The following is a 26,192-nucleotide window of genomic DNA, read 5'->3' on the forward strand; positions in this document are numbered from 1 at the left end:
AGAGCCATTAGTCCAGTAAGCTAGTCCAGTAAATTAGCTCTGTAAACTTTGAATTTATGCCGACTGCAATGTTGAATAAATTACACAGGATCAACTGTGTTTTAGCCATAAAAATAGGCCGGTGCTGATAAATACTATGATTTATCAGCACCGGCCTTTATTTAGTACCAAGCTTTAGGTGGTTTCAGCTATAGTCTTATTTGGCTTGAGCTTTAAATAACAGTCTATTGTTATGTAATAAAGGCTCAGTATAACCGTTAGGTTGCTTGTCGCCTTGCAGTACTAATGCTAATGCTGTTTGAAAAGCTATGTTGTTGTCAAAATCATTCGACATAGCGTGATATTGACTATCACCTTGGTTTTGTTGATCAACAATGGCGGCCATTTTTTTCAAGCTGGCTAGCACTTGTTCTGGTGTGCAAATGTTATGTTGTAACCAATTAGCCATATGCTGACTTGATATTCTTAAAGTCGCGCGATCTTCCATTAAGCCAACATTATTAATGTCAGGCACTTTTGAACAACCAACGCCTTGATCAATCCAGCGCACAACATAGCCTAAAATACCTTGTGAATTGTTGTCTAACTCATCTGAAATCTCTTGTGCGGACCACTGGGTATTTTCCGCTAAAGGTATAGTTAAAATATCATCGACGTTTGCCGGTACACGGTTCTTCAGTTGCTGCTGCAATTGCAATACATTCACTTTATGGTAATGCAAAGCGTGCAAGGTTGCTGCGGTTGGCGAGGGTACCCATGCGGTATTGGCGCCCGCTTTCACATGATTAATTTTTGTGGCTAACATATTGGCCATTTGATCAGGTATTGGCCACATGCCTTTGCCTATTTGTGCTTTACCACTAAAACCACAAGCTAAGCCAACATCGACATTATTATCTTCATAAGCAGAAATCCATTTAGTTAATTTGATATCTGCTTTTCTGGCCATAACGCCGGCAGCCATTGAGGTATGAATTTCATCACCGGTTCGGTCAAGAAAGCCAGTATTGATAAATACCACGCGCTCTTTTGCCTGATAAATACAGGCTTTTAAGTTAACACTGGTGCGGCGTTCTTCATCCATAATACCCATTTTTACCGTATGACGAGGTAGCGTTAATAGGTCTTCAACTCGGTCAAATAATTCATTGGCAAAAGCTACTTCTTCAGGGCCATGCATTTTAGGTTTAACAATATAAACTGAACCTGTGTCACTGTTGCGTAAAGTGTTTTTTTGATTAACGTCGTATGTGGATATTAATGAGGTAATAACAGCATCCATAATGCCCTCAGGTACTTCATTGTTGTGCTGGTCAATAATGGCATTGTTGGTCATCAAGTGGCCAACGTTACGCACGAACATTAAGCTGCGAGCTTTTAGTTTGCCTTGTGTCCCATCAAGCTTTTGAAAACATTTATCAGGATGCATCAAACGGGTTTGTTGTTTACCTGATTTTTCAAAAGTTTCAGATAAAGTGCCTTGATTTAAACCAAGCCAATTTTTATAGGCAATCACTTTGTCTTCAGCGTCAACCGCGGCAACCGAATCTTCACAATCCATGATAGTGGTTAATGCTGACTCCATTGAAATATCACTAACACCCGCCGTATCGCTTTTTGCAATCGTGCTGTTTTGATCAAATTCAACGATAAAGTGTAAATCGTGGTGTTTAAAAACCAACTCATTGGGCGACGTTTGCTCACCGGTAAAACCAATAAATAATTCAGGCTCAGCTAAGTAGGCGCTTTCATCATTACTGAGTGTAACAACAAGGGCATGGTTAATTATTTGATAACTTTTAACATCTGTGTGAGAGCCATTAACCAAAGGAATAGTTTGGTCTAAAAAGTCGCGAGCAAAGGCGACAACTTTAGCCCCACGTGCAGGGTTATAAGCTTTTGTTTTTTCAGCGCCATCTGCTTCAGAGATCACATCTGAGCCATATAAGGCGTCGTATAAGCTCCCCCAGCGAGCATTGACCGCATTTAAGGCAAAGCGAGCATTCATGACCGGCACAACCAGTTGTGGTCCTGCGATAGTGGCTAATTCAGCATCGACATTTTTTGTTGATATGGTGAAGTCAGCCACAGGGGGAACGAGGTAGCCAATAGCGGTTAAAAAGATTTTATATGCTTTAAAATTAAATTTTTCAGCTTGATGTGCATGATGATAAGCCGTTATTTGCGCTTGCAATGACGTGCGTTTTACCAATAGGGCTTTATTTTTTGGTGCTAAATCGGCGATGAGTTTTGCAAAGCCAGACCAGAAAGTATCTGAAGCTAGTGTTGTACCTGGCAGCACTTGCTGGTTAACAAAATTATATAATTCTTCTGCTACCTGCAAATTTGCGATTGAAATTCTTTTTGTCATAGGGCACCTATTTTGAATAGTTTGAAAGTTTGGAAGAAAGTTTTATTATTTAATACATTGACGAAAAACTACTATCAGCAATCTAGAAATATTGTCTATCTGATGCCATAGCTGCTGGTTAACAATAGGTCTTACTTTAGCCCAGTGTTTTGTTTTTAAACATGCTCATAAAGTTAATTTATTATTAATTATGATCAGCAGCAGGTCGCTTTCATTTTAGTATACCTGTATTGGTATTATTGTTTGTGGTTATCCTTGTTATCCTTAATATTCATGCGGCGAATGAATCATCCATAAAAACGTTGAATAAATTTTTAGTTAGGCAAGTGAAAATCTTAAGATAAATCAGACTGTTTTATTTTTTTAGCCTATATGACAAGGTATTAAAGGCAAAGTTTTGGCATGAAAAATGAGACCAAGCTCACTGACGTTGTGAGTATTTTAGCGCGTTAAAATAATCTGTTATTGGGTTATTTAATCATTGCACCAGGAGTGATTAAAATAGTGGCCTTATATTTGGCCACTATTGGTGTCTATAAACTAGCTCAGCTAACCAATAAAACGAGTATGAGGTTAATCAGGCTAAAAAAGTGTTGCCAAAAAAGTGATAATAAATGGGCTAGTGAGGGCAGTAATAACAGCAGAAACAATTAAAGCCAATGAGCTATAAGCCGCGTGTTGGTAACTAATATTACTGACCGTTGCCGTGCCAATAGCATGACTGGCAGCGCCAATAGCCAAGCCTTGTGCTTTAGGTGATTTAACTTTAATAAACCGTAACCAAGGCGGACCCACTAAAGCGCCAAAAAAGCCGGCGAGAATAATGGCAAAGGCGGTAATAGCGGTATTACCGTCTAATGGACCGGCAATGGCAATAGCAATAGGTGTAGTCACTGACTTGAGTGAAAGTGCCACGGCAATGGTGTAATCCCCGATTAACAGCATGGTAATAATAAAACTGCTAACAATGGCAATGAAGGCGCCAAGCAATAACACTAAAACAATACTCTTCCACTCTTTAGTAATGGTTTCTAAGTGCTGATACAGTGGAAAGCCTAAAGCTACAACAGCGGGCTCAAGCAAAGCATTAAGTAGCCAAGCATTTGAAAAATAACTCTCAAAGCTAATATCTTGCCAAAGTAAGATAGCAATAATGGCTAAAATACACATCAGCATAGGTTGCAACCAAATAGCGTTGAGTTTACGTTGAAAAACCGCAGTCAACTGAAACAGTGCAATTGTGCCAGCGACAGTAAAAATCGAAGACAGTAAATGGTTGTGTAATAACTCAGTGATCATTGTCATCATCAAGGTTACTCAGCATCGACAGCGTAGCGCTGATAATGTAAACCAACAACCGTCAGTAATAGAAAGGTCGTTAGAAAGGTAATAGCGACTATGGCGATGCCAAATTGTTTGATCAATTCAAAGTGGTTCATAATGCCAACACCGGCAGGCACAAAACACACCGCCATATGCTTTAAACACCACACGACAGTGCTTTTAATATAATCAGCATTAAAGAGACGAAAATGTAGTGTCAGGGTGAAAATAATCAAGCCATATAAACTACTCGGTAATATCGGCGCAAAATACCCACATAACTTACCTAGGGCAAGGCAACTAAAAATAGCAAAGATGCTATACAAAGCATTGAATGTTTTTTGCTTAAACGTGATCACACTGACTAAACCTTATTGCTGTATTAGCCTTCATTGGCGGCTTCAATAACCAACTGTCTAAACCATATATGACTAGCGTCATGGTGCAACAGTGGGCTCCAAATCATTTTAAGTTCAATATCAGGAATATCGAATGGTGGCTTAAGTACCGTATAGTTAGCATCGTTTTTATGAATTAATGCGGCCCGTGTTGGTAAGGTGGCGACTAATTCATCTTCTAGTGCAAGCTGCATTGCCACGTGATAATTTCGCGTAAAGACTTTAATATTACGTTGTTTACCTAAGCGCGCTAGGGCTTCGTCAACCCAGCCTAATTTTTGCACATCTTTTGGATCCATACCAACACCGACTCCAAAGCCGGTTTTAGATACCCAAACATGTTTAGCACTGAGGTAAGTGTTGAGGTTAAACTTTGACACGATCGGATTATTCGCACTTAACAGGCACGAAAAAGAATCTCGCCAAATAGTTTTTTGATGAAAAGATTGTGGTAACTCATCAAAACGGTTAATGGCCATATCAATTTTACCTGCCTCCACATCATGAAAATTAACATCACTGGGTGTCATGATGTCAATGGTCACGTTAGGCGCTATTTGATTGATCCGCTTCAATAATTTGGGTAGTAATGTCGAAGCCGCATAGTCACTGGCCATCAGACGAAAAACCCGCTGACTATTAAGTTCGTTAAATTCTTCTTCACCTTGCAGTGCTTCTTCTAGCTCTAATAAAATTTTACGAATAGCAGGGGCTAAAGCCCGAGCACGTTCGGTCGGCACCATACCATCGGATGTTCTGACTAAAATAGGATCGTTAAAAAGTGTACGTAATCTTTTTAAACCATTGCTCATTGCCGGTTGGGTAATATTTAATTGACCCGCTGCGCGTGTAACATTTTTCTCTCTAAGTAAAACATCAAGATAAATTAGCAGGTTTAAATCAATTTTTGAGATATTCATAACATTAATAATCTAGAACAAAAGTATAACTTAGATATATGTCATGGCTTATAGTGATAATCAAGTTAATTTAATAGAAAACATAAATTAAACTTATCCTTATTATCCGGTGGCTTTCATTGGCTGGGTGGCTTAGCGTTTGAATTTATTGAGTTATTGACTTATATTTTTTAGAGTTAATACACCAGTATTTACTTTGTGAATGGCAGGGATTCTAATTATATATTTTGTTTATTAACAGCGACTGGTTTAGTATTTGTGTTGTCAGGTGTGACAACTTACATGAGAAGTTACACCATCAATAATTATAAATACTGTCAGTTAAAATTTTGGAGCAAGTCATATGTCTAATTATCAAAGTGCAATCGAAGCAGTTCAAGCAATTAAAGAAAAAGCTGGCAGTTCATGGAATGCCATTAATCCTGAATCAGTAGCCCGTATGCGAGCGCAGAACAAATTTAAAACAGGTTTAGACATTGCTCAGTATACTGCAAACATTATGCGTGCTGATATGGCAGCTTACGACGCTGATAGTTCTAAGTACACCCAATCTTTAGGTTGTTGGCATGGTTTTATTGGCCAACAGAAAATGATTTCTATCAAGAAACATTTTGCGGGTAAAACAGACCGTCGTTACTTATATCTTTCGGGTTGGATGGTTGCTGCACTACGCAGTGAATTTGGTCCTCTTCCTGATCAATCTATGCACGAAAAAACTTCAGTAGCTGCTTTAGTTGCAGAGCTTTACACTTTTTTACGTCAAGCTGATGCCCGTGAACTAGGCGGTCTTTTCCGTGACCTAGACGCAGCAAGCGAAGGCGACAAAGCGGCTATCCAAGACCAAATTGATAACCACGTAACACATGTTGTGCCAATTATTGCTGATATCGATGCAGGTTTTGGTAACGCTGAAGCGACTTACATCATGGCTAAGCAAATGATCGAAGCTGGTGCATGTGCACTTCAAATTGAAAACCAAGTGGCTGATGAAAAGCAATGTGGACATCAAGACGGTAAAGTAACGGTTCCTCATGCAGATTTTCATTCTAAAATTCGTGCATTACGTCATGCTTTCTTAGAACTAGGTATAGACAATGGTATTATCGTTTCACGTACAGACTCTGAAGGTGCTGGCCTGACTAAAGAAATCGCCGTAGTTAAAGAAGTTGGCGATCAAGGTGACATATATAACTCTTTCCTAGACGTTGAAGAAATTGACGTAAGCGATATGGCTGAAGGCGATGTGTGTTTCAACCGTAACGGTAAGCTAGTTCGTCCTAAGCGCTTACCTTCTGGTTTATACCAGTTTCGTCAAGGTACCGGTGAAGAGCGTTGTGTATTTGACAGCATCGAAGCGATTAAAGCAGGCGCTGACTTACTTTGGATTGAAACAGCAACACCCAACGTTGCTGACATCACGGCAATGATGAATGAAGTACGTAAAGAAATTCCAAATGCTAAGCTGGTTTACAACAACAGCCCATCATTTAACTGGACACTAAACTTCCGTCAGCAAGCCTTTGATTCAATGGTAGCGGCTGGTGAAGACGTATCTAACTATGTTCGTGCTGATTTAATGCATGTTGATTATGATACGACTGAGTTAGCGGTAGCTGCCGATGACAAAATCCGTAGTTTCCAAGCGGAGACTTCACGTGAAGCGGGTATTTTCCATCACCTAATTACACTTCCTACTTACCATACCGCGGCGTTATCTACCGATAACCTTGCGAAAGAATACTTTGGTGATGCAGGTATGCTGGGTTATGTTGAAGGTGTTCAGCGTAAAGAAATTCGTCAAGGTATCGCCTGTGTTAAACATCAAAACATGTCAGGTTCTGATATGGGCGATGATCACAAAGAATACTTTGCAGGTGAAAACGCGCTTAAAGCCGGTGGCGCTAATAACACTTCTAACCAGTTTTAATTGCAGATTAGCATAATAGTTGGCTGGTAAAAGCACTGCCAACTGCAGTGAAAACAACACTGCCTTTAAGCAGTCATGCCAACAATTGAAGCACATTTAGTTTGAAAGTTGGCAAGAAAACCAAAATCCGATGAATAGCTTTCATCGGATTTTTTTATGTTCATTTTTTAGGTTCATTTTTAGGTTGATTTTTAGGTAGTAAAGATTTTTAAGCATTTAAAAGCTAAGCTAGTTGTAACAGTGATGAAATAACTACCAGTCGATTCACCCACAAAATTTATCTGTTCACGAATATGATTAACCGTTAAGTGCCGCTATTTATCTTGGGTTCTACGGCTGAGTTATTAGCTAATATGGCTATTTAAAACGATACGACCAAGGTGGGGGGCTATTAACTCGATGTTTTTTAATGTAAATAAAAGCCTTTAGTATTAATGAAATAATAATGTATTGGCAAAATACCCATGCCAGTTTTACTGGTAAGAGCTTAAATTAGTTTATAAAACCTTACTGTCAAACTACAGATAAATTAAATCTTATTACCGATTGCTATTCATTATTAGGTAAAGGTCCGACATTTTTCGTAGTTAAATGACCATTGGTAACATAACTTTACATTTAAGTTAAGTGTCATGTGGACTTACCTGTTAGAACCAAGTTTTATTTGTGCCAAAAAGCTGCTAATTTGTCTTAGTTAAATAGTATTTTAATGAAAAAATATAATAAAACACCAACAATTATAAAAGCACAAAAAGGAAGGAAACATGACAGTCTTAAATAATCGTAAACACGTACTTGCTCTCAGTATTACCGCCGCATTATTTGCTTCACAAAGTTATCTTGCCGTTGCGGCAGAAAAAGACAGTGTAGAAAGAATACAAGTTACCGGTTCTCACATTCAGAGAACGGACATGGAAGGACCATCTCCATTAACATCACTCAGTGCAGAAGATATTGCCAATAGTGGTGTGACTGACCTTATTGGCCTTTTCACCAAATTACCTATGGCAGGACAAGGCACTTTTTCAACGCAAGGAAACAGCAGTGACAATACCAGCAATGGTGGTTCAAGTGTTTCATTACGTGGTTTGGGTGCTGACTCAACATTAATATTAGTGAACGGCAGACGCGTTTCTGTGTCACCATTTGCTAATAATATTGATACCGCCTTTGTTGATATCAATAATATTCCATTAGCGGCTATTAAACGCGTTGATATTCTAAAAGATGGTGCCTCAGCCACTTATGGCTCTGATGCTGTCGCCGGCGTTATCAATATTATCTTAAGAGATGATGTTGAAGGTGCTGAGATTTCAGCCAAACTTGGTGACACCGCTGATGGCGGTGGTAAAGAAAAAAACCTTAGTATTGTTTGGGGCAGCTCAACAGAAAAAAGCAGTCACACTTTTGCTTTAGATTACTTTGACCGCGAAGAAATTCTTTATGCTGATCGAGATTATTCAAAATCAGCTAACCAAAAAGCTTTAAGACCTAACGACCCGTTCGCCACTGACTTTAGAAGTTCATCAGGGTTCCCAGGCACTATTGCTTTAGCGAGTGACTCAACTAATCGTTTGCCTGATACCTTTGGTAATGATGTTTGTGCTGAAGCAGATATTGTGGGTAATCTTTGTCGTTATGACTACGCGCCTGTAATGACCTCAGTTCCTGCTACTGAACGTGCTAGCTTTATTTATTTAGGTAAGTACGAAATTAATGACAATTTACGTGGCTTTGCTGAATTAAACGGTCAACATTCAAAAACCACTATTCGTGGTGCTGGTAGCCCAAGCTTTAACGAGTTATTTATGGCGGGAGACAACGTTAACCACCCTTTTGCCAACCTACCGACTCATGAGTTTTATCAGCAAGATTTAACCATGCGTCGACGTATGCTCGATATTGGCAATCGTGAAAAACGTGTTACCTCAAATTATTATCGCTCAATTATTGGTCTACAAGGCGAAATTAAAGATTGGAGCTGGGAAGTTGCATATAACTACATTAAAAGTGAATCGACAGAGCGTGGCGTAAATGGCTTCCCTAATTCTCGTCGTACGCAAGAAGCGATTGACAGTGGTTTATGGAACCCGTTTGAACCCTCAAGTAACAGTCAAGAATCATTAGACTTTATTGAAACTACTACCACACGTATTGGTAAATCAACCAGTAAGTCATTTGATGGTAAAATCAGTGGTTCATTAATGGAAATGGCACATGGCGATCTTGGTTTAGCGGTAGGTGTTGAATACAGAGAAGAGAGCATTAGCGACAACCCTGATGATCAATTCTTGCGTGGTGAAGTTTTCGGTACGGAAGCAACCCAAGCTAACGGTTCTCGTGACAATACCTCTATTTTTGCTGAGTTAGCTATTCCAGTACTTGATAACTTAGAAGTACAGGTGGCGGTACGTCATGAAGATTACAGCGATTTTGGTACCACTACCGATCCCAAAGTAGCCTTTATTTGGCAAACAACTGATTCATTATCACTACGTGGTTCATACGGTACGGCGTTTAGAGCACCGTCATTGCATCAAATTGGTTTAGGCAACACAGATGAATCGCCTAACTTAGTTGATTCGGTACGTTGTGCTGCTGTTGGTAATGTTAATAAAGCTTGTGAGCCACAAGAATATACCGCAGTACTGTCAGGTAATGATGATTTAGGCCCTGAAGAGTCTAAAAGCTATAACTTAGGTTTAATCTATGAACTAGCTGATAACATGGATTTTTCAGTAGATTATTATGATTATGATATCGAAAATGTTATCACGAAAGATACGCAGTTTAAATTTAGTACCTTGGGTAACGATCCCTCGGTAGTTGAGCGTTTACCGTCAAGTGTTGCTGGCGATCCGGGTGAAGTAGTACGTATTTTTGATCAATATGAAAATATTGGTAATATCACCACATCAGGCTTAGACGTTGAAGCTAATTACGGCTTAGAAACTGATATGGGTGATTTCAGATTTACCTATGCGCTAAATTACGTTTTATCTTATGAAGATGCTCGCCCGAATGCTGATGGCTCTATGCGCATTGATACTCAAGAAGGTGACTTTGAACAACCTGAAGTACGTTGGTCATTCAATACGGTTTGGGTACAAGGTGACTGGAACGCAAGTATGGCGGTTAACTATGTTGGCGAATTCAAACAAGATGCTGCAGTGGCTGCTGAAGGTATGAATGATATAGATTCATTGACAACGGTTGACACCACAGTGAATTATATCGGCATTAAAGATACCACTTTAAGTATTGGTGCCACCAACTTGTTTAATGAAGAACCTCCGTTTTCTTATCATGATTTTACGGGCTTCGTCAGTGGTACACACAATAGCCAAGGCCGTTTTGTCTACGTTAAAGCAAGCTACAAATTTTAAATAACACTTAGTATGTAACCATATATAAAAGTATTTAAAATTGTTAAAAAGCTCTTACTTAGGTAAGAGCTTTTTTTTATGCAACTTTTAGACTTTGTTTCGTAAGATTGTTGCTAGGCTATAAAGTAAAATATTTAAAGGATTACAGAGCAAATGAGTATGTTAGCCAAAATTTCTTTTATAGGAGAGCATGTAGCGCAGAGTAAGTTGTTTGTAGGTCGCACTTTAGTCCGTCATCGATTAAGCGGGCCATTCATGTAGCGTTGAGCGATTTTTTGTAGGTCGCACTTTAGTCAGTCATCCATTAAGCGGGCCACTCATCTAACGTTGGGTTATTTTTTGTAGGTCAGACTTTAGTCTGACAACCATTAAGCGGGCCATTCATACGATGGGCCAAAAAAATATCAGCAGCAGAATATTTTTGTCGCTAATTTTTTGTACCTATGGCAGCTAAATTGCCTTAAGGCTGAGCATGTATTAGTCACTAAATTTAGTTTACACTTTTAGCATTTTTTCATTGGGTGGCGTTGTTAGTGTGGCTCCTTGATTTTTAATCATCTGCCGAAAAGCGCCAGGAGTTATGCCATAGCGGCGTTTAAAGTGTCGGTATAAATGGCTTAAATTACTAAAGCCTGTAGCGAATGCTACTGCTGTTATATCGGTGTCTGAGCTGGCAAGTAACTTAGCCACAGCATCGCAGCGCACCTTGAGGAGATATTCAATGACACTGAATCCTGTGTGCTGACGAAATTGACGCGCAAAATGACTTCTCGATATGTTAACTTGATTTGCCACCATTTCCAGCGTGATATCCATGGCATAGTTGTCATGAATCCAATTCTGAGCTTTAGTCATTCGCAGCGATGATTGCGCACTTGTTTTCTGTTCATAACCGGCACTACTCATATGAATAAGCAATAACCGCAAGTATAAATTCTCTTTTAAACTAGCATGCAGTAGCGAGCTGGAATCAGGGGATGCTTCGATTTCATGGGCAATTTTTTTCATTTCCTCAGTGCTGTCATCAGTGTTAACTTGGTTATTGTTTATTAAAAAGCCACCTTCAGATAACGTATTTAAAAACAGGCGATTAGTAGGGTTTGACAAAGTATCAAATGACGGTGGATTAATGCAGACAAAGAGTAACTTGGTAGCGTTTTGCTTATCAATAGCAATGGTATGTGGATATTTAGCGGGGATAAAAATAGAGTGTCCAGCTGAAAAGTGATGCACCTCGTCATTAATGCTGATGTTTACACTGCCTTGTAAACAGACAACAAACTCATGCAGGTTATGGTGGTGTTGCTCGATATCATGCTGTAATACAACACTGGAAGCCCAAAGCATAAAATAGTCCAATAGTATAGTTATAGGGTTCAATGCTATGCGACAGCAAGCAATAAAGATACTAAAATAACACATACTTGCACTATTGTGCCCTAAGTTGTGGCCATCAAAAATGGCTTGCCAAGGTAAACACTTAACTCTGGCAATCGAATGGCAATAGCTTAGTTGATATTTTATCTTATTGGAGAAAACTATGGTTGTTGTACATCACTTAAATAATTCTCGGTCTCAACGGGTTCTTTGGGCTTTGGAAGAGCTTGGCGTACCTTATGAAGTAAAACAATATCAACGTGATCTCAAGACTAATCTAGCGCCTGCTAGTCTTAAAAAAATACATCCTTTGGGTAAGTCTCCAGTAATTACCGATGGTGACATTACTGTGGCAGAATCTGGAGCGATTATTGAATATCTTGCTCAAACTTATGGTGAAGGTAACTTCATTCCTGAGACTAAAACTGAAGCACATCGCCAGTATCTATACTGGTTACATTTTGCTGAAGGTACTATGATGCAGCAATTATTGTTGAAACTCATTTTAGAAAAGGCAGTGCAAAGGTCGAAACCATTTTTTGTTAAATACATAGCTAAAGCCATTATGAAAAAAGTCATGGCGGGCTATGTTGGGCCCAATATCACGGCTAATTTAGCGTTAATCGAGCACCATTTAACTGATAATGAATGGTTTGCTGGCGATCAGCTATCAGGCGCTGACATTCAAATGAGTTTTCCTTTAGAAGCATGGGCAGCAAGGAAGACAGTTGACCAAGATTATCCAAAAATTATTGCCTACGTTAAACGTTTTCAGGCTCGAGCAGGGTATCAAAAAGCCTTAAAATCGGGTGGCACCTACGATTATGCCTAGCTTTGGCAGTTTAATAAAAAGCCATCAATAGAAAGTGTTAAACTTAGCGTTATAAAGTAGATGATAAAACGGCGTTGTCAGTGCAATCTTAATCGCTGGCTTTGTTTTGGGAGAGCAGTTCCTTGAAAACATCGCTTTATTAATCTCAGTCAGTGCCAAGCACGTTTAGATAAATAATCAGCCACTGCCATAAGTGGCGTACTTAATAAATTGATGAGTTGTTAATGTTTCAACTCAATTTTGGGAGAGAAAGCTATGATTGTATTCAAGTTAAATGGGAACAAGGTTTCCTCTGCTGCTGATGTAAACACACCATTATTATGGGTCATCCGTGATGAATTTGGTTTTAAAGGCACAAAGTTTGGTTGTGGTATTGGTCTGTGTGGTGCTTGTACCGTACATATTGACGGTGCACCAGTCAGAACATGCTCTTTTCCATTAATAGCCGCAGAAAATAAAAATATCACCACGATTGAAGGTTTAGAAAACAAACATCCATTACAACAAACATGGATTGATGAACAGGTGCCGCAATGTGGCTACTGCCAGTCGGGACAAATTATGCAAGCCGCGACTTTATTAGCCAGTAATTCGTCACCGAGTGACCAAGAAATTGTCGATCATATGAGTGGAAATTTATGTCGCTGTATGGCTTATGTACGCATTAAAAGTGCGATTAAAAATGCGGCAGGTGTGATGTCAGCCGATGTACAAACTTTTGATCCTAGCTCTTCAACGCAACAATCATAAAGGCGTATGGCAATGAAAAATATTAAAGATGCAAAAAATAATGTCAGCTTATCTCGACGTCGATTTTTAGTAGGTTCGGTCAGTGGTTCGCTGTTAATGGCTTTTGCCCCCTTAGTTGGCGCAGTAGGCTTAGGTGACAGTCCTCAAGAAACACTGAAAAATAAATTATTTTCCCCAACGGTTTGGTTTGAAATCAACCCATTAGGTGAAGTGAACATTAATATTGCTAAGGCAGAAATGGGCCAACATATTGGCACTGCACTAGCACGCGTTGTTGCTGATGAGCTAGGGGCTGATTGGTCTAAAGTCTCCATCACTCATGTTGATACTGATCCTAAATGGGGTTATATGGTCACGGGTGGTTCATGGTCAGTTTTTCAAACATTTAAGCCCATGTCTCAAGCGGGTGCTGCAGGGCGTATAGCCTTAATAGAAGCGGCAGCGAAAATCTTAAATTGCCCTGCAGAGCAATGTAGCGTAGAAAATGGCGCGGTACTTTATCAAGATCGCTCAATTAGTTTTGGTGACATTGTTGCCAAAGGCCATTTTAATCGTACCTTTACACCAGAAGAGATTAGCGCTTTACCGTTAAAACCTGCAAGTAAAAGAAGCTTAGTAGGAAAACCGGCCTTAGCGCTTGATATTCCGGCTAAAACTAATGGCTCAGCCGTTTATGGTATTGATATAGAGTTGGCCGGTATGGTCTATGCTCGACCGATTATTCCACCGACCCGATATGGCAGTAAAGTCACGAATGTTGACGACAGTGCCGCCCAGAAAATCAAAGGTTATTTGGGTTATTATCTCTTGCAAGACCCGAGTGACCACCTTCAAGGTTGGGTTAGTGTCGCGGCTGATAGTTATTATGGCGCAATTCAAGCGGCTGATGCCTTAAAGGTTAGCTATCAAGTGGGTAAAACAGCTAAGGTCAGTGAGCAAGATATTCTCCAAGAAGGAGAGCGTTTAGTTACTGATAAGAGCGAAGGCGGATTGTTTATTGATCAGGGCGATTTCTCAGCGGCAAGCACTAAAGCCGATAAATCGATTGATGCGGTTTATCGCACGCATACCGTTTTACACTTCGCTTTAGAGCCAGTTAACGCCACCGTAGAAGAAAAAGATGGTCTTTGGCATGTTTATACCGGTAATCAATGGCAGTCGCTAACCTTGCCAGCAATTGCTAAAGCGCTGCAAGTAACGGATGACAAAGTTGTTATGCATCAGCAATATCTCGGTGGTGGTTTTGGCCGTCGTTTATTCGGCGATTATGCGATACCTGCGGTATTAACCGCTAAAGCAATTGGCAAGCCAGTAAAAATGGTATTTACTCGTGAAGATGATTCTAGATTTGATCAACCCAGATCGCCGTCTGTCGTCTCGTTTCGAGCGGTGTTTGATCAGGAAAATAAATTTACCGGTATGGAGCATGCACTGGCTGCCGGTTGGCCAACCTTAGCCATGGCACCAGGATTTATGCCTGAAAGCTTAGATAAAAAAACGCGTGTTGATATGTTTTCTACCAGTGGTGCGGATCACTGGTACAGCATGGACAATCATCGTGTGCGCGTGGTCAATAATAGCCTAGCACAAGAAACCATACTGCCTGGTTGGTTAAGATCTGTCGGGCAGGGTTGGATTGTTTGGGGACTAGAATCATTTATTGATGAAATTGCCCATCAAAGCAAAACTGATCCGATTGATTTTCGCTTATCCATGCTTGACGGTTTAGGTAAACAAGCCGGTAAAGCACCAGAAAGTGTTGGTGGTGCCAAGCGATTAGCGAATGTACTCAACATTCTTAAGCAAAAAACCAAAGATGTTAAACTCGCTAAGAATGAAGGCATGGGTGTTGCGATAAGTTCGGGACAAGAACGTACCATGCCGGCTTGGATGGCTTGTGCTGCTCAGGTTCATGTTGAGCCTAGCTCAGGAAAAATAACCGTTAAAAAGCTCACCATGATTGTTGATGCTGGTGTTATTGTTCACCCGGATGGCGCATTAGCGCAAGTTCAAGGCTCTATGCTCTGGGGAACAAGTTTAGCGTTACATGAACAAAGCCCGATAGAAAATGGTCAGGTGAGTAATCTCAACTTAAACAGCTACTCACCATTACGTATGAGTGACGTACCTGAGCTCGATATTGAATTTGTTGAAAGCGATGAGTTTCCTGTCGGCTTGGGCGAACCTGGCGTAGTATCGATAGCACCGGCGATAGCCAATGCTATTTTTCAAATAACGGGTGTTAGAGTGCGAGATTTACCTATTACCGCCGCAGCAATCAAAAATGCTTAAGCAATAAGTTTTGTCACTTTTAAGTGAGTTATAGTGAGTATATAAAGACTATAACTCACTCGTTTATTAAAGCCCTTAGTTGTCTTCATCGCGACTAAGGGCTTTTTATTTTCAGCCCCCATGCTAAAAGTGCTTGCACATTCTAGACTCAACATTTTTATGCTGCATACAATACTTAGCTAAACAGCTAAACTCAGCATATACAATGTAGGCTGTGGATTAACCGTTGTTGAGCAGAGAAAAACCCCCTAACTGACAATCGCTCAAAGGTTGTTCATCTTGAAATAATCAAGGCATCGCTGGCAAAGTTTTAGCTTAAGGGTAAGTGTTGACCTGCTACTAAACCTTCCCTGTGTTCAACACTATGGCCGTTAAACTGTATGAAGCCATAAGAGGAAAATTTTTACCCTAGGTGCTTGTGGATTGAGTACCAATATTGTTTAACCTAGTGGTGGATAAATACTGATTGTCGGTAGCTTTATGGTTGCGTTTATTAAATTTTTTAAGCTAAAATCGGGACTTCAATGTTCTTTTTATTGTTATTATTTTCTGGCGACGTTCATCAAGCGGTAAGTGATATAAATAGCGATAACAGTGCCTGAAGGTGTTTTTCAATGGTTAATTCACCCTAGTGATTTAATGAAAAATTCCTTAAAATATATCAGTTGTTATTATAAGTTATCTTGCTAATAGCAACATATGCTTTTGTTTTTATGTTTAAATAGCCAAAATGGAATCCTATTAGTAACAACTTTGTTACTTGAAGTTAACAGTTCCATGTGGAGAAATATTTTTGAAGATATTAATAAGTAATGCGAAAAAATCACTATTACCACTCATTATCGCTAGTTTATTTGCTGGAAATGCTATGGCTAAAGGAAGTGGAGCGGCTAGTGCTTATGCCGTTGAACTTGGCGCTGCAGGTACTTTCACTATTTTAAGTAAATCTGGCATTACCGATGTGAAAACTTCCGCTATTACAGGCAATGTAGGTACTAGTCCAATTACCGGTGCAGCGCTGCTGATCAGCTGCCCTGAAGTAACAGGCACCATTTTCACGGTTGACGCCAATGGTCCACTCTGTGCGGTAAATTCAGCATACGACCTCGGTGTTGCCGTGGGTGATATGGAAACTGCCTATAATGACGCTGCAAGACGCCCAGCAGATAGCACAGAACTTGGCGCAGGAGAAATTGGCGGTTTAACGCTAGTACCTGGCGTTTATAAATGGTCTACGAACGTCAATATCAGTACAGATGTTACCTTTAAGGGCACGTCGAATGATGTTTGGATAATGCAGGTATCAGGTAATTTGAATCAGGCGAATAGCACTAGGGTTACTTTAGCTGGTGGTGCATTAGCCAAGAACATTTTCTGGCAAGTTGCAGGTCAAACTGCCCTTGGAACAGATGCCTTTTTTAAAGGTATTGTTCTGAGTAAAACATTGATTTCTTTGAATACACACACCGAAGTCAAAGGCAGACTCTTCTCTGGAACCGCGGTGACATTGCAAAAAAATACCGTTACAGCACCGGTTGAATTTCCTGTAAGGCCATAATAAAAAAGCAAGGTCTGCTGACTAGTGTAAAGTATCGACACGCTAATGATAAAGAGGGTTAGAGAGTAAACTCTCTAACCCTCTTTATCTCATTGTTCAAAACGGTCAAAATTTATTTATTGCAAAAACTCATTTATTACAAAACTAATAGCGATAATTTTGTTAATTTCAAGCTAAGTCATGAACGTATAAATTCATACACTGGAAAATATTTTTTAAAGTGCCTGTACAATCAACAGCAGTAATAGAATAAGACTAACCCATTGCCAAAACATGACAGGATCACGCTGTATTAGCGGTGGCTTAGTTTTTGTTAAAAATAATTTATTCGGCTGTCGCAAGTCATGAACAAACTCTGATAACACAGAGTAGCGTTTTAAGGGATCAATTTTTAAAGCGCGTTCAAGTGTATCGTCAATCCAAAGGGGTAATTCAGTATTATCATTGATCATCGGTTTATAGTTGAGCTTACGTTGCGCTGATACGCTGTTCGCTTGTGCTATTTCACGACCATATGGAAATTTACCTGATAACATTTGATAAGTGATCACGCCCAACGAATAAAGGTCAGATGCCTGTGTGCCTAATTGTCCTAAAAAATATTCAGGGGCTGAATAACGAATGGTACCGCGCATAATTTCTTCGGTGTTAGCATCGGTAACACCGGCAATAAAGGTTGAACCAAAGTCTATTATTTTTACCGTCTTAGTATTGTCGATCATGATATTAGCTGGGCGTAAGTCTTGATGTATCATGTCTTGGCGGTGAAAAGCCTGTAAGCCTTTTGCGGTTTGCTCAATAATATTTCTAACTTGTTCTAAGCTTGGTTTTGGATGGTCTATCATCCATTGATTTAACGAAATACCATCAATAAATTCTGTCACTAAATATAAATAATGACGCTTTCTTTTTGGAATAATCGCTTTAACAACATGTGGATTGTTAATGCGTTTAGCTATCCATTCTTCTAGCATAAAACGCTCAAGGTATCGCGTGTCGGTTCTTAATTCAGTGGATGGCGTTTTTATTACTAAGGTTTGCTGTGTGTCGTTGTCGCGTGCTAAAAAAACATGGCTTCGGCTACTAATATATATTTCGCGGATAATTTCATAACCATCAAACTGCATTCTTGGTGAAAGTCTTGGCGGCAATGGCAACAAGGTCAGTTGATGCACTTCATCAAGCTGATAGCTGGGCACGTTATCAATACGGACAATTTGAACACTGAGATTGTCATCACTCCCTAAGGCAAGTGCTTGTGTAATAATGCTATCAGCGGCATTATCTAAGCTCTGGGCATTATTAATGCTATTGGCGATTTGAGCATTATTTAAAAACTCGTAAACGCCGTCAGTGGCAATAATATAGATATCGCCTTGCTCAAGTAGCTGGCTTTGATAATCAATGTCAAATGTTTGGTTAATCCCTAAAGCGCGGGTTAAATAGCTAACATCGGTGGAAACAACTCGGCGGTGATCTTCGGTTAATTGCTCTAATTGTTGACCTGATAAACGATAAATTCGTGTATCACCTGAATGAAAAAGATGTGCCGTATTTGATTTTAATATCAGTGCACTGAAGGTGCAGACGTAGCCTTTGTCTTTATCAAAGCGATAAGGGCTATTACGTGTTTGCGAATAAAGCCATGAATTAATCGATTTAATGACTTTTTGTGCAGAATTTTTAACAGACCACGAATCAGAGGTACAGTAGTAGTCCTCTAAAAAACACGATATTGCTGTTTCACTGGCAATTTGGCTGACGTTACTTGAGCTAATACCATCAGCCATGGCAAGTACAATCCCTTTGCTGCTAAGCATGGGTTCTTTAGGAATGATGCTGCCGAGAAAATCTTGATTGATTTTTTTTCGACCTTTATTGGTCGCGCCGCCAATACTCACAGTTAATGCTTGACTCATTACTTGTTTCCAATGGTATTAAAATTAGCTTAAATCGGTAAAGTTTGAAGCAATAAAAAGACTTCATAACCTAAATTACGAAGTCTTTTATCTACATTGATATTATTCTAATTTGATTAATTACCTGCTTATTTTTAATGGTTACAATGAAAAAATACGGCGTTATAAAATTTATAAGTAGCATAACTACTGACTAAATTTTATGGCTTGTATTTAGCCATTTTTCCCCATTAAAAAGTAGAGCACTTATTTAATCAAATTTGTATTAGTTATTTATTAATTGACTCATACAAGCTTATGCTTTGAATAAACCATTGATAAAGTGTGAATTAAGCAATTTTTCTGCTTGGCGATGTTTTAACATGTGTAAAGTATAATGGTAAACCTACTAATAATAAGCCACCAGCAAGGTTACCTAGTACCGTTGGAATTTCGTTCCATACCAAATAATCATAAACAGTAAAGTCACCCCCCATGATCATTGAGAATGGGAATAAGAACATGTTAACAATTGAATGTTCAAAACCCATAAAGAAGAACAACATTACGGGCATCCACATGGCGGCCATTTTAGCACCAGCAGAAGTAGAGATCATCGCACCAACCACACCCATTGATACCATCCAATTACATAACATGCCGCGGAAGAATATAGTGATCCAGCCGCTTAAGCCATGTTCTTGGTAACCTACGGTTCTTGCTTCACCAATACTTGCTACTTTAGCTGCAATAGCACCGCCGTCAGCCGAATAACCATAAGTTAAAATAAAGGACATTAAAAAGGCTGTGGTCATTGCTCCGCCAAAGTTACCTAGAAAGACCAAGCCCCAGTTACGCATTACACCGCCAAAGGTAACACCAGGACGCTTGTCTAATAAGGCTAATGGTACCAGTGTAAATACACCAGTGAGTAGATCAAACTTCATCAAATAAAGCATGATAAAACCAACAGGGAAAAGACAGGCGCCTAAAATAGGGCTACCTGTTTTAGTTGCCACCGTAATCGCAAATATCGCAGCTAGGCCTAAAATAGCGCCGGCCATAAAAGCACGTATAAGAGTATCTTTGGTAGACATGTAAACTTTCTGTTCACCTGCGTCCACCATCTTGGTTACAAATTCACTGGGTTCTATATAAGCCATTGTTATATCTCTATTTAATAGTAAGGTTAATTCATTTTACTGTTTACTTAACAAAGCAAGTTGAATGCCAGTCATGTAACGTATTGATTTTTATTTAATATATAATTTTTCATTTGGTTTTTTTTGCTTTATTTGCCAGCGTTGCACAACTTTAATTAGCTTGGCGCACCAAATAAGATCACCATGATTTATAGGGTAAAAATTTACCATTCAAGGTTAAAATGACTCTATCGCCTTTTGGATTTTCTTCTTTTTCTACTTCCATAGAAAAGTCGATAGCACTCATGATGCCGTCACCAAACTTTTCTTGAATAACCTCTTTAAGGGTATCGCCATAGACGCCTACCACTTCGTAGATACGATAAATTAATGGATCTTGTGGTACTGACTTATCCCACTCTTTGGTTGGGTAGGCCATTAGGGCTTGCTTTGTTTCTTTAGGTAAGGCTAAAAATTCAATGATTTTATCAGCTTCAACTTCAGGCCAACTGTTCATGCCTAAACAGGCGGAGGTTGTCCAAACGATAGACATACCCACAGCGTCTGCAATATTCTGCCAACTAAGTTCTTTTTCATTTTTGATTGCAAATATTGCTTCAGTTACATCGAGCTTATTCATGTGACTTCCTTAAGATATAAAAATATTATTTGATTAAGTTAGCTGTTTAATCTTGGTGCGTTATTTTCAATACAGTGCAAGCACCTTAAATTACGCGTTGATTTAACCATCAAACGACTAACCTTGTTATCTACTGACATTAACAATTGCGAAAACTATGCCAATAGCTAAAATTTAATTAAACCACTGATTTTTATTTATATTAATTATTTTACTGGTCTGTGCAAGGCAACGGTTTTTCGTGATAAACGATATTTCGTGCTGTTTGTCACGAAATATCGTTGCTTGGCTTAGAAATTGAATGGTGGGGTTAGTTGATAAGTCATCAGGAATGTTTTATGCAAGCGAACTTATTTTTAAATGCACCTAACGCACTGTTATATATTGATCCTTTTAATAATAAAATTTTGCAGTTAAACCACAAAGCTGCAGTATTATTTGCTATCAAAAGCGACGTCGAGTTAGAAAATAATACGTTAACAAAGGTTAGCGTAACGCAGTTTTTTACTGGCTGTTTAGATAAGTTAATTCACTTTACTCAACAAATATTAGCGCAGGGCGAAGCGTGGACAAACGATCTATTTCTCACCATCAATAATGAAAAAATATATTTAGATATTACGGCTAGCGCTTTAGATAATAAGCTTTTGTTCTCTTGTCAAAGTGCCAAAGTGACTTATGCCCGTTACCACCAAGCAACAGCGCAAGCTAAATATAAAGCGGGTATTGTCCATTGGAATGCCAACGAAAGTGTATTTGAAGAAATTGAGCGACAAAATCAATTGTTACTCAGTGCGGTAGGTGATGGCATATATGGCGTAGATGTTGACGGGAATACCACCTTTGTAAATGCAGCGGCCGAGCAAATATTAGGCTGGGGGAAAGCAGAACTTGTTGGGAAAAGTATTCATGACGTGATTCATCACTCGCATGCCAATGGCGAGCATTACCACGCTTACAAATGCCCAATTTATGCTGCTTTTAAAGATGGAGAAGTACACAGTGTTGATGACGAAGTGTTCTGGTCAAAAAGTGGTATGCCAGTGGCGGTAGAATATAAAAGTACCCCAGTAACTGAAAATGGTTTATTAATCGGCGCCGTAGTTATTTTTCGAGACATAACACAAAGAAAGTCTATTCAAGCTAAATTGTTAAACGCTTTAAAAGAGGTAGATACACTAAAAGAGCGCCTTGAAATGGATAATGCGTATTTGCTTGAAGAATTAAATGCAGATTTTAATCATCACCAGATCATTGGTCAGAGTATGCAGGTGCAGCATATGGTTAATCAAATAGAATTAGTGGCAGCTACTAATGCGAATGTCATCATTACTGGCGAATCAGGTACAGGTAAAGAGTTAATTGCGAGGGCGATTCATGAAGTCAGTGAACGAAAAGCCCGGCCATTAATTAGAGTTAATTGCGCGGCAATTCCGGCAGACTTATTTGAAAGTGAATTTTTTGGTCATGTAAAAGGCGCTTTTTCAGGCGCAATATCAGACCGAGTTGGACGCTTTGAACTGGCGGATGGCGCGACTATTTTTTTAGATGAAGTCGGTGAGATTCCCTTACAACTGCAAGGGAAATTACTGCGGGTATTACAAGAGCAGCAGTTTGAGCGGGTAGGAGAGTCGAAAACCAGACATGTTGATGTCAGAGTTATTTCAGCCACTAATCAAAAATTAAAGACCTTGGTTCAGCAGAATAAATTTAGAGAAGACTTATATTTTAGGCTCAATGTATTTCCTATTCATTCACCGGCATTACGAGAGCGTAGCGATGATATTCCGCTTTTAGTAACACATTTTATTGATAAAGTGTGTTTAAACTTTAATCGACCTAAACCACAAGTGTCAGTTTCGCAAATGCAGTATTTAACTCGATACCCTTGGCCCGGCAATATTAGAGAACTGGAAAATATTATTGAACGTCAGATAATCTTAGCCAAAAGTAATAAAATAAACTTCGAGTTTTTGGCTAATGAATCGGTATTTAATCATGAATCATTTAACCCTAAAGTTGCTCCGCAGTTGATGAGAGTAGAGGAGCAAAAATCACTTGAAAAAACGAATTTGGCTAATGCGTTAAAACATTGCCAAGGTAAAATTTATGGTGAGAAGGGTGCTGCTCAGCTATTAGGCTTAAAACCGACAACATTGGCGTCAAAGTTAAAAAAATATGGCTTAAATCGTCAGGAATTTACTCCTTAATCAGGTGATAGCTAGTGGCTGTTGGATGTTATAAAAATACTATGGACTAGACAGTTACCACATTTTATTATCTTGACGATTGAGAACAATATTATGATTATTTTGCGTTAAATTAATCCTATGTAGACCTGAGATGCTTTACCACCTTGTGGCTGCCAGAGTACTTATAATACTTGCATCATATTATTTAAGGTAGCCAAGCCAAGCTTGATAAGGCTGCCAACTGCTCAGCCAGGTTGGAATGTCACTGGCGGGCATCGGCCTTGCGATGCCGTAACCTTGGGCTTTATTACAACCCAATTGTAATAAAGCCGTGCCATGCTCAACAGTTTCTACTCCTTCAGCAATCACCTCAAGCTGGAAGGCTTTCGCCAAACTTACCACAGCCAAAACAATGGCTAAGTCATCTGCGTCAGTGAGCATGTCGCGTATAAAAGTCTGGTCTATTTTAATCAGGTTGGCGGGTAGGCGTCTGAGGTAGGTTAGAGAGGAATATCCAGTACCAAAATCATCTAGGGCAAACTGCACACCCAGGCCAATACAAGATTTCATGGTCGCTATAATGTAGTTGATGTCACTAAAGGCACTGGTTTCTAATATCTCTAATTCTAACAAATGAGCTGACACATCAGAGTGTGCCGCTAATAATGTCGCCAAGCGTTCAACAAAATCAGCTTGCTGGAGTTGATAAGCACTAATGTTGACGCTAATCGGTAAAGTAATGCCTATACTTTGCCATTGGCTTATTTGGCTCAGCGCGGTATCGATAACCCATTCACCTATATCGAGACTCATGGTGTGGTTTTCTATTAGCGGTAAAAAATCTAATGGCGGCACTAAACCGCGGACAGGATGTAGCCAGCGGATTAATGCTTCTACGCCTACTACTTCACCGGTAGACATATTCACTTTCGGTTGATAGTACAAAACAAACTCATGTTTATTAAGTGCTGAACTGATATGACTGATGTTTTCCTGTTTGAGATTAACGGCGTTATCGAGGGCGCTATCAAACAAGTGATAACAATTTTTACCCGCCTTTTTCGCCATATACATGGCTTGGTCGGCATGACGGATAAGTATGTCGGCATCGGCATCATCTTGAGGGTAGAGCGTAACACCTATGCTAACTGACACCTTTAACACCACATCACCAACAGTGATAGGCTCTGACGCTGCACGTAATAAGCGCTCTAATGCCATTTTGTAATCTTCAGCGTTAACTAAATCACTTAATACGGCAACAAATTCATCACCACCCAGGCGTGCAAGTGTATCCACCTCACGTAAGGCATCACTCATACGTCCAGAGACGATAATAAGTAGTTCATCCCCGATAGCGTGGCCATAGATATCATTAACCTCTTTAAAGCCATCTAAATCCATAAAGATAACCGCGAGTGAATGATGATGACGCTGGCATTGCAACATGGTTTGATTTAGTCGGTCGGCAAGTAATGCACGGTTAGGTAGCTTAGTTAAAGTATCGTAATGGGCCATCTGCTCTAATTGATATTGATGATATCTTTGCAGCGTAATATCACTAAAGAGGGCAACATAATGGCTGACTTTGCCAACGGTATCTTTTACGGCACTGATGGTGATGCCGGCAACATATTTTTCACCATTTTTGCGACGACTCAATATTTCACCAGCCCACTGGCCAGAAGATTTAATAACTTGCCACAGCGCACTATAAAACTCAGGTGGATGACGGTCTGTTTGAAAGAAAATGGGGGCTTGGCCAACGACCTCCTCACGGGAGTAACCGGCAATGGCAGTAAATTTTTTGTTAACATCAATAACCCTATTTTCCGCATCGGTAATCACAATACCTTCTAGGGCGTGGGTGAATACACTCGCGGCAAGGGTTAGTTCATTGGCGCGTTTATCTATTTCTTGGTTGGCACGTATTAATTGAGCGGTGCGCTTATCTTTTTCTTGATTTTGAAAAGCCAGTTTTTCGTTGGCAATAATGAGTGCTTTTTCGGCTTGTTTACGTTGGCTGATATTTCGAACAAGCGCATTAAACTCAAAACCATCGGCTAGCTTAATAAAAGAAATCGTTAACTCAATAGGAAGATTATGTCCGTCTTGATGTAATGCTTCAACCTCAATTATTTTATTTAGAATAGGCCCTTCACCCGTGGCCATAAAATGCTCCAAGCCCTTTTTATGTGCAGCACGCAATGGTATTGGAATAATTAGGTTTGCCAGCTCCTGTCCTACAGTTTGCTTACTTGTCCAACCAAAGACATCTTGTGCTTGAGCGCTCCAGCCAACAATATCGCCTTTGGCATTCATCTGAATTAATGCATCCTGTGATGTATCCATCATGGCATTGAGACGTTCTGCATCTTGGTTCACTGTATTAATTAGCTGCTTGTATTTTAGTAAATACGGAATGATAATCGTGGGGAGCATTAGTAGCAATATCATCACAGTGACCATTAAGGCTAATGTGTTTAGAGCAACGCCATCAATGACTTTATCGGTGGTTTGTGGAATAAACTGCAGCGCTGTCATCGCGCTATAGTGCATAGCAGAGAAAGCTAAGCCCATAACTACCGCACTCACTATGTGCTTTTTAGTTATAAATTTGTATTGGCTTTGGTGAATAGCTTGATACTGTATTTTCAGTGCCACTATGGCCAATACCACAGCAATAAAGCTGGCAAGATAAACTAAACCAGCGTCATGAAACATCAGGGTGTTTGAGCTGATGGTGGCTAGGTTTATATAGTGCATCAGGCTGATAGCTGAACCCAACAACAATCCAGCGACTAATAGTCGGAAATAGTTAAAGGCTTGCTGTGTTATCAACCACAGAACAATGCTACAAGCACAAATTACAGGCAGAACAGACAAGATTATTGTGGGTACATCATAGCTAACGGGCATTGCGGGCTTTAACGCTAACATGCTAATAAAACTCATGGCCCAAATACCTATGGTCATCACTAAAGCAGCGAATAAATTCCAAGCTATTTTTTGACTGCTTTGGCGGGTGGAAGTATTTCGCTCGACCATGCCAAAAGCACTGAATGATGACAAGATAGCAATGAGGATGGATAGACAAACTAATATAGGATCATAAGCTGTAATCAGTGCTTCAACAGTTACAACATTATAGTCGGGATTCATTGCTATCAAGCCTCAAAAACTTAA

16 protein-coding genes are annotated in these 26,192 nt (G+C 39.6%); 7 read left to right on the top strand and 9 right to left on the bottom strand.

Annotation, left to right across the window (positions count from 1 at the left end; genetic code table 11):
* Positions 1 to 196: 196 nt before the first annotated feature.
* The 4 genes from H4J65_RS12750 to H4J65_RS12765 all read right to left on the bottom strand — a co-directional run bounded on the left by H4J65_RS12750 (position 197) and on the right by H4J65_RS12765 (position 5,012).
* Positions 197 to 2,371, bottom strand: a complete 2,175-nt coding sequence (locus tag H4J65_RS12750; protein ID WP_182198428.1) for a malate synthase G — start codon at positions 2,369 to 2,371, stop codon at positions 197 to 199.
* A gap of 582 nt (positions 2,372 to 2,953) precedes the next feature.
* On the bottom strand, positions 2,954 to 3,679 hold the full coding sequence (locus H4J65_RS12755; protein ID WP_259363077.1) for an LrgB family protein: 726 nt from the start codon (positions 3,677 to 3,679) through the stop codon (positions 2,954 to 2,956).
* Positions 3,680 to 3,684: 5 nt separating this feature from the next.
* The gene (locus H4J65_RS12760; RefSeq protein ID WP_310649940.1) at positions 3,685 to 4,053 is read right to left on the bottom strand and encodes a CidA/LrgA family protein; all 369 of its coding nucleotides are present in this window, start codon (positions 4,051 to 4,053) and stop codon (positions 3,685 to 3,687) included.
* Positions 4,054 to 4,076: 23 nt separating this feature from the next.
* Positions 4,077 to 5,012 carry a LysR family transcriptional regulator gene (locus tag H4J65_RS12765; RefSeq protein WP_182183741.1) on the bottom strand — a complete coding sequence of 312 codons (936 nt, stop codon included), beginning with the start codon at positions 5,010 to 5,012 and terminating at the stop codon, positions 4,077 to 4,079.
* 343 nt (positions 5,013 to 5,355) lie between these two features.
* On the opposite strand from H4J65_RS12765, the gene H4J65_RS12770 reads away from it, so the two are divergent.
* Together H4J65_RS12770 and H4J65_RS12775 are read left to right on the top strand one after the other, a co-directional pair.
* Positions 5,356 to 6,939 (top strand): isocitrate lyase, encoded by a 1,584-nt coding sequence (locus H4J65_RS12770; RefSeq protein WP_182198429.1) that lies wholly within the window; start codon positions 5,356 to 5,358, stop codon positions 6,937 to 6,939.
* 764 nt (positions 6,940 to 7,703) lie between these two features.
* Positions 7,704 to 10,325: a TonB-dependent siderophore receptor gene (locus H4J65_RS12775; RefSeq protein WP_182136004.1), complete on the top strand. Its 2,622-nt coding sequence runs from the start codon at positions 7,704 to 7,706 to the stop codon at positions 10,323 to 10,325.
* Between the two features lie 495 nt (positions 10,326 to 10,820).
* Here H4J65_RS12775 and H4J65_RS12780 read toward each other — a convergent pair whose 3' ends face one another.
* Positions 10,821 to 11,672, bottom strand: coding sequence for an AraC family transcriptional regulator (locus H4J65_RS12780; protein ID WP_182198430.1), 852 nt, complete (start codon positions 11,670 to 11,672; stop codon positions 10,821 to 10,823).
* 193 nt (positions 11,673 to 11,865) lie between these two features.
* On the opposite strand from H4J65_RS12780, the gene H4J65_RS12785 reads away from it, so the two are divergent.
* The 4 genes from H4J65_RS12785 (at position 11,866) to H4J65_RS12800 (ending at position 17,134) form a co-directional block, all read left to right on the top strand.
* Complete coding sequence (locus H4J65_RS12785) at positions 11,866 to 12,534, top strand: glutathione S-transferase family protein (protein WP_182198431.1); 669 nt, start codon at positions 11,866 to 11,868, stop codon at positions 12,532 to 12,534.
* Between the two features lie 255 nt (positions 12,535 to 12,789).
* Entirely contained in the window at positions 12,790 to 13,284 is a 495-nt protein-coding gene (locus H4J65_RS12790) for a (2Fe-2S)-binding protein (protein WP_182136001.1), read from the top strand.
* Positions 13,285 to 13,290: 6 nt separating this feature from the next.
* Positions 13,291 to 15,576 (top strand): xanthine dehydrogenase family protein molybdopterin-binding subunit, encoded by a 2,286-nt coding sequence (locus tag H4J65_RS12795; RefSeq protein ID WP_182198432.1) that lies wholly within the window; start codon positions 13,291 to 13,293, stop codon positions 15,574 to 15,576.
* 793 nt (positions 15,577 to 16,369) lie between these two features.
* A complete protein-coding gene (locus H4J65_RS12800) occupies positions 16,370 to 17,134 on the top strand; it encodes an ice-binding family protein (RefSeq protein ID WP_259367612.1) in 765 nt (254 codons plus the stop codon).
* A 215-nt stretch (positions 17,135 to 17,349) separates the two neighbouring features.
* On the opposite strand, the gene H4J65_RS12805 is transcribed toward H4J65_RS12800, so the two are convergent.
* From H4J65_RS12805 to cynS, 3 genes are all read right to left on the bottom strand, one after another.
* On the bottom strand, positions 17,350 to 19,053 hold the full coding sequence (locus tag H4J65_RS12805; RefSeq protein WP_182198433.1) for a bifunctional protein-serine/threonine kinase/phosphatase: 1,704 nt from the start codon (positions 19,051 to 19,053) through the stop codon (positions 17,350 to 17,352).
* 329 nt (positions 19,054 to 19,382) lie between these two features.
* Positions 19,383 to 20,195 (bottom strand): formate/nitrite transporter family protein, encoded by an 813-nt coding sequence (locus tag H4J65_RS12810; RefSeq protein ID WP_182198434.1) that lies wholly within the window; start codon positions 20,193 to 20,195, stop codon positions 19,383 to 19,385.
* Positions 20,196 to 20,373: 178 nt separating this feature from the next.
* Positions 20,374 to 20,814 (bottom strand): cyanase, encoded by a 441-nt coding sequence (gene cynS, locus H4J65_RS12815; RefSeq protein ID WP_182135997.1) that lies wholly within the window; start codon positions 20,812 to 20,814, stop codon positions 20,374 to 20,376.
* Between the two features lie 338 nt (positions 20,815 to 21,152).
* On the opposite strand from cynS, the gene H4J65_RS12820 reads away from it, so the two are divergent.
* Entirely contained in the window at positions 21,153 to 23,024 is a 1,872-nt protein-coding gene (locus tag H4J65_RS12820) for a sigma-54-dependent Fis family transcriptional regulator (RefSeq protein ID WP_182198435.1), read from the top strand.
* 183 nt (positions 23,025 to 23,207) lie between these two features.
* On the opposite strand, the gene H4J65_RS12825 is transcribed toward H4J65_RS12820, so the two are convergent.
* Entirely contained in the window at positions 23,208 to 26,168 is a 2,961-nt protein-coding gene (locus H4J65_RS12825; RefSeq protein ID WP_182198436.1) for an EAL domain-containing protein, read from the bottom strand.
* Between the last annotated feature and the right edge of the window lie 24 nt (positions 26,169 to 26,192).

The organism is Colwellia sp. MB02u-9 (assembly GCF_014077085.1).
Lineage (GTDB): Bacteria > Pseudomonadota > Gammaproteobacteria > Enterobacterales > Alteromonadaceae > Cognaticolwellia.

What these genes read in the sequence shown, in the direction of transcription:
- H4J65_RS12765 (WP_182183741.1), bottom strand. Translation starts at nt 5,012, where the DNA reads ATGAATATCTCAAAAATTGATTTAAACCTGCTAATTTATCTTGATGTT.
- H4J65_RS12790 (WP_182136001.1), top strand. Translation starts at nt 12,790, where the DNA reads ATGATTGTATTCAAGTTAAATGGGAACAAGGTTTCCTCTGCTGCTGAT.
- H4J65_RS12755 (WP_259363077.1), bottom strand. Translation starts at nt 3,679, where the DNA reads ATGATGACAATGATCACTGAGTTATTACACAACCATTTACTGTCTTCG.
- H4J65_RS12770 (WP_182198429.1), top strand. Translation starts at nt 5,356, where the DNA reads ATGTCTAATTATCAAAGTGCAATCGAAGCAGTTCAAGCAATTAAAGAA.
- H4J65_RS12785 (WP_182198431.1), top strand. Translation starts at nt 11,866, where the DNA reads ATGGTTGTTGTACATCACTTAAATAATTCTCGGTCTCAACGGGTTCTT.
- H4J65_RS12810 (WP_182198434.1), bottom strand. Translation starts at nt 20,195, where the DNA reads ATGGCTTATATAGAACCCAGTGAATTTGTAACCAAGATGGTGGACGCA.
- H4J65_RS12795 (WP_182198432.1), top strand. Translation starts at nt 13,291, where the DNA reads ATGGCAATGAAAAATATTAAAGATGCAAAAAATAATGTCAGCTTATCT.
- H4J65_RS12820 (WP_182198435.1), top strand. Translation starts at nt 21,153, where the DNA reads ATGCAAGCGAACTTATTTTTAAATGCACCTAACGCACTGTTATATATT.
- H4J65_RS12825 (WP_182198436.1), bottom strand. Translation starts at nt 26,168, where the DNA reads ATGAATCCCGACTATAATGTTGTAACTGTTGAAGCACTGATTACAGCT.
- H4J65_RS12775 (WP_182136004.1), top strand. Translation starts at nt 7,704, where the DNA reads ATGACAGTCTTAAATAATCGTAAACACGTACTTGCTCTCAGTATTACC.
- H4J65_RS12750 (WP_182198428.1), bottom strand. Translation starts at nt 2,371, where the DNA reads ATGACAAAAAGAATTTCAATCGCAAATTTGCAGGTAGCAGAAGAATTA.
- H4J65_RS12805 (WP_182198433.1), bottom strand. Translation starts at nt 19,053, where the DNA reads ATGAGTCAAGCATTAACTGTGAGTATTGGCGGCGCGACCAATAAAGGT.
- cynS (WP_182135997.1), bottom strand. Translation starts at nt 20,814, where the DNA reads ATGAATAAGCTCGATGTAACTGAAGCAATATTTGCAATCAAAAATGAA.
- H4J65_RS12780 (WP_182198430.1), bottom strand. Translation starts at nt 11,672, where the DNA reads ATGCTTTGGGCTTCCAGTGTTGTATTACAGCATGATATCGAGCAACAC.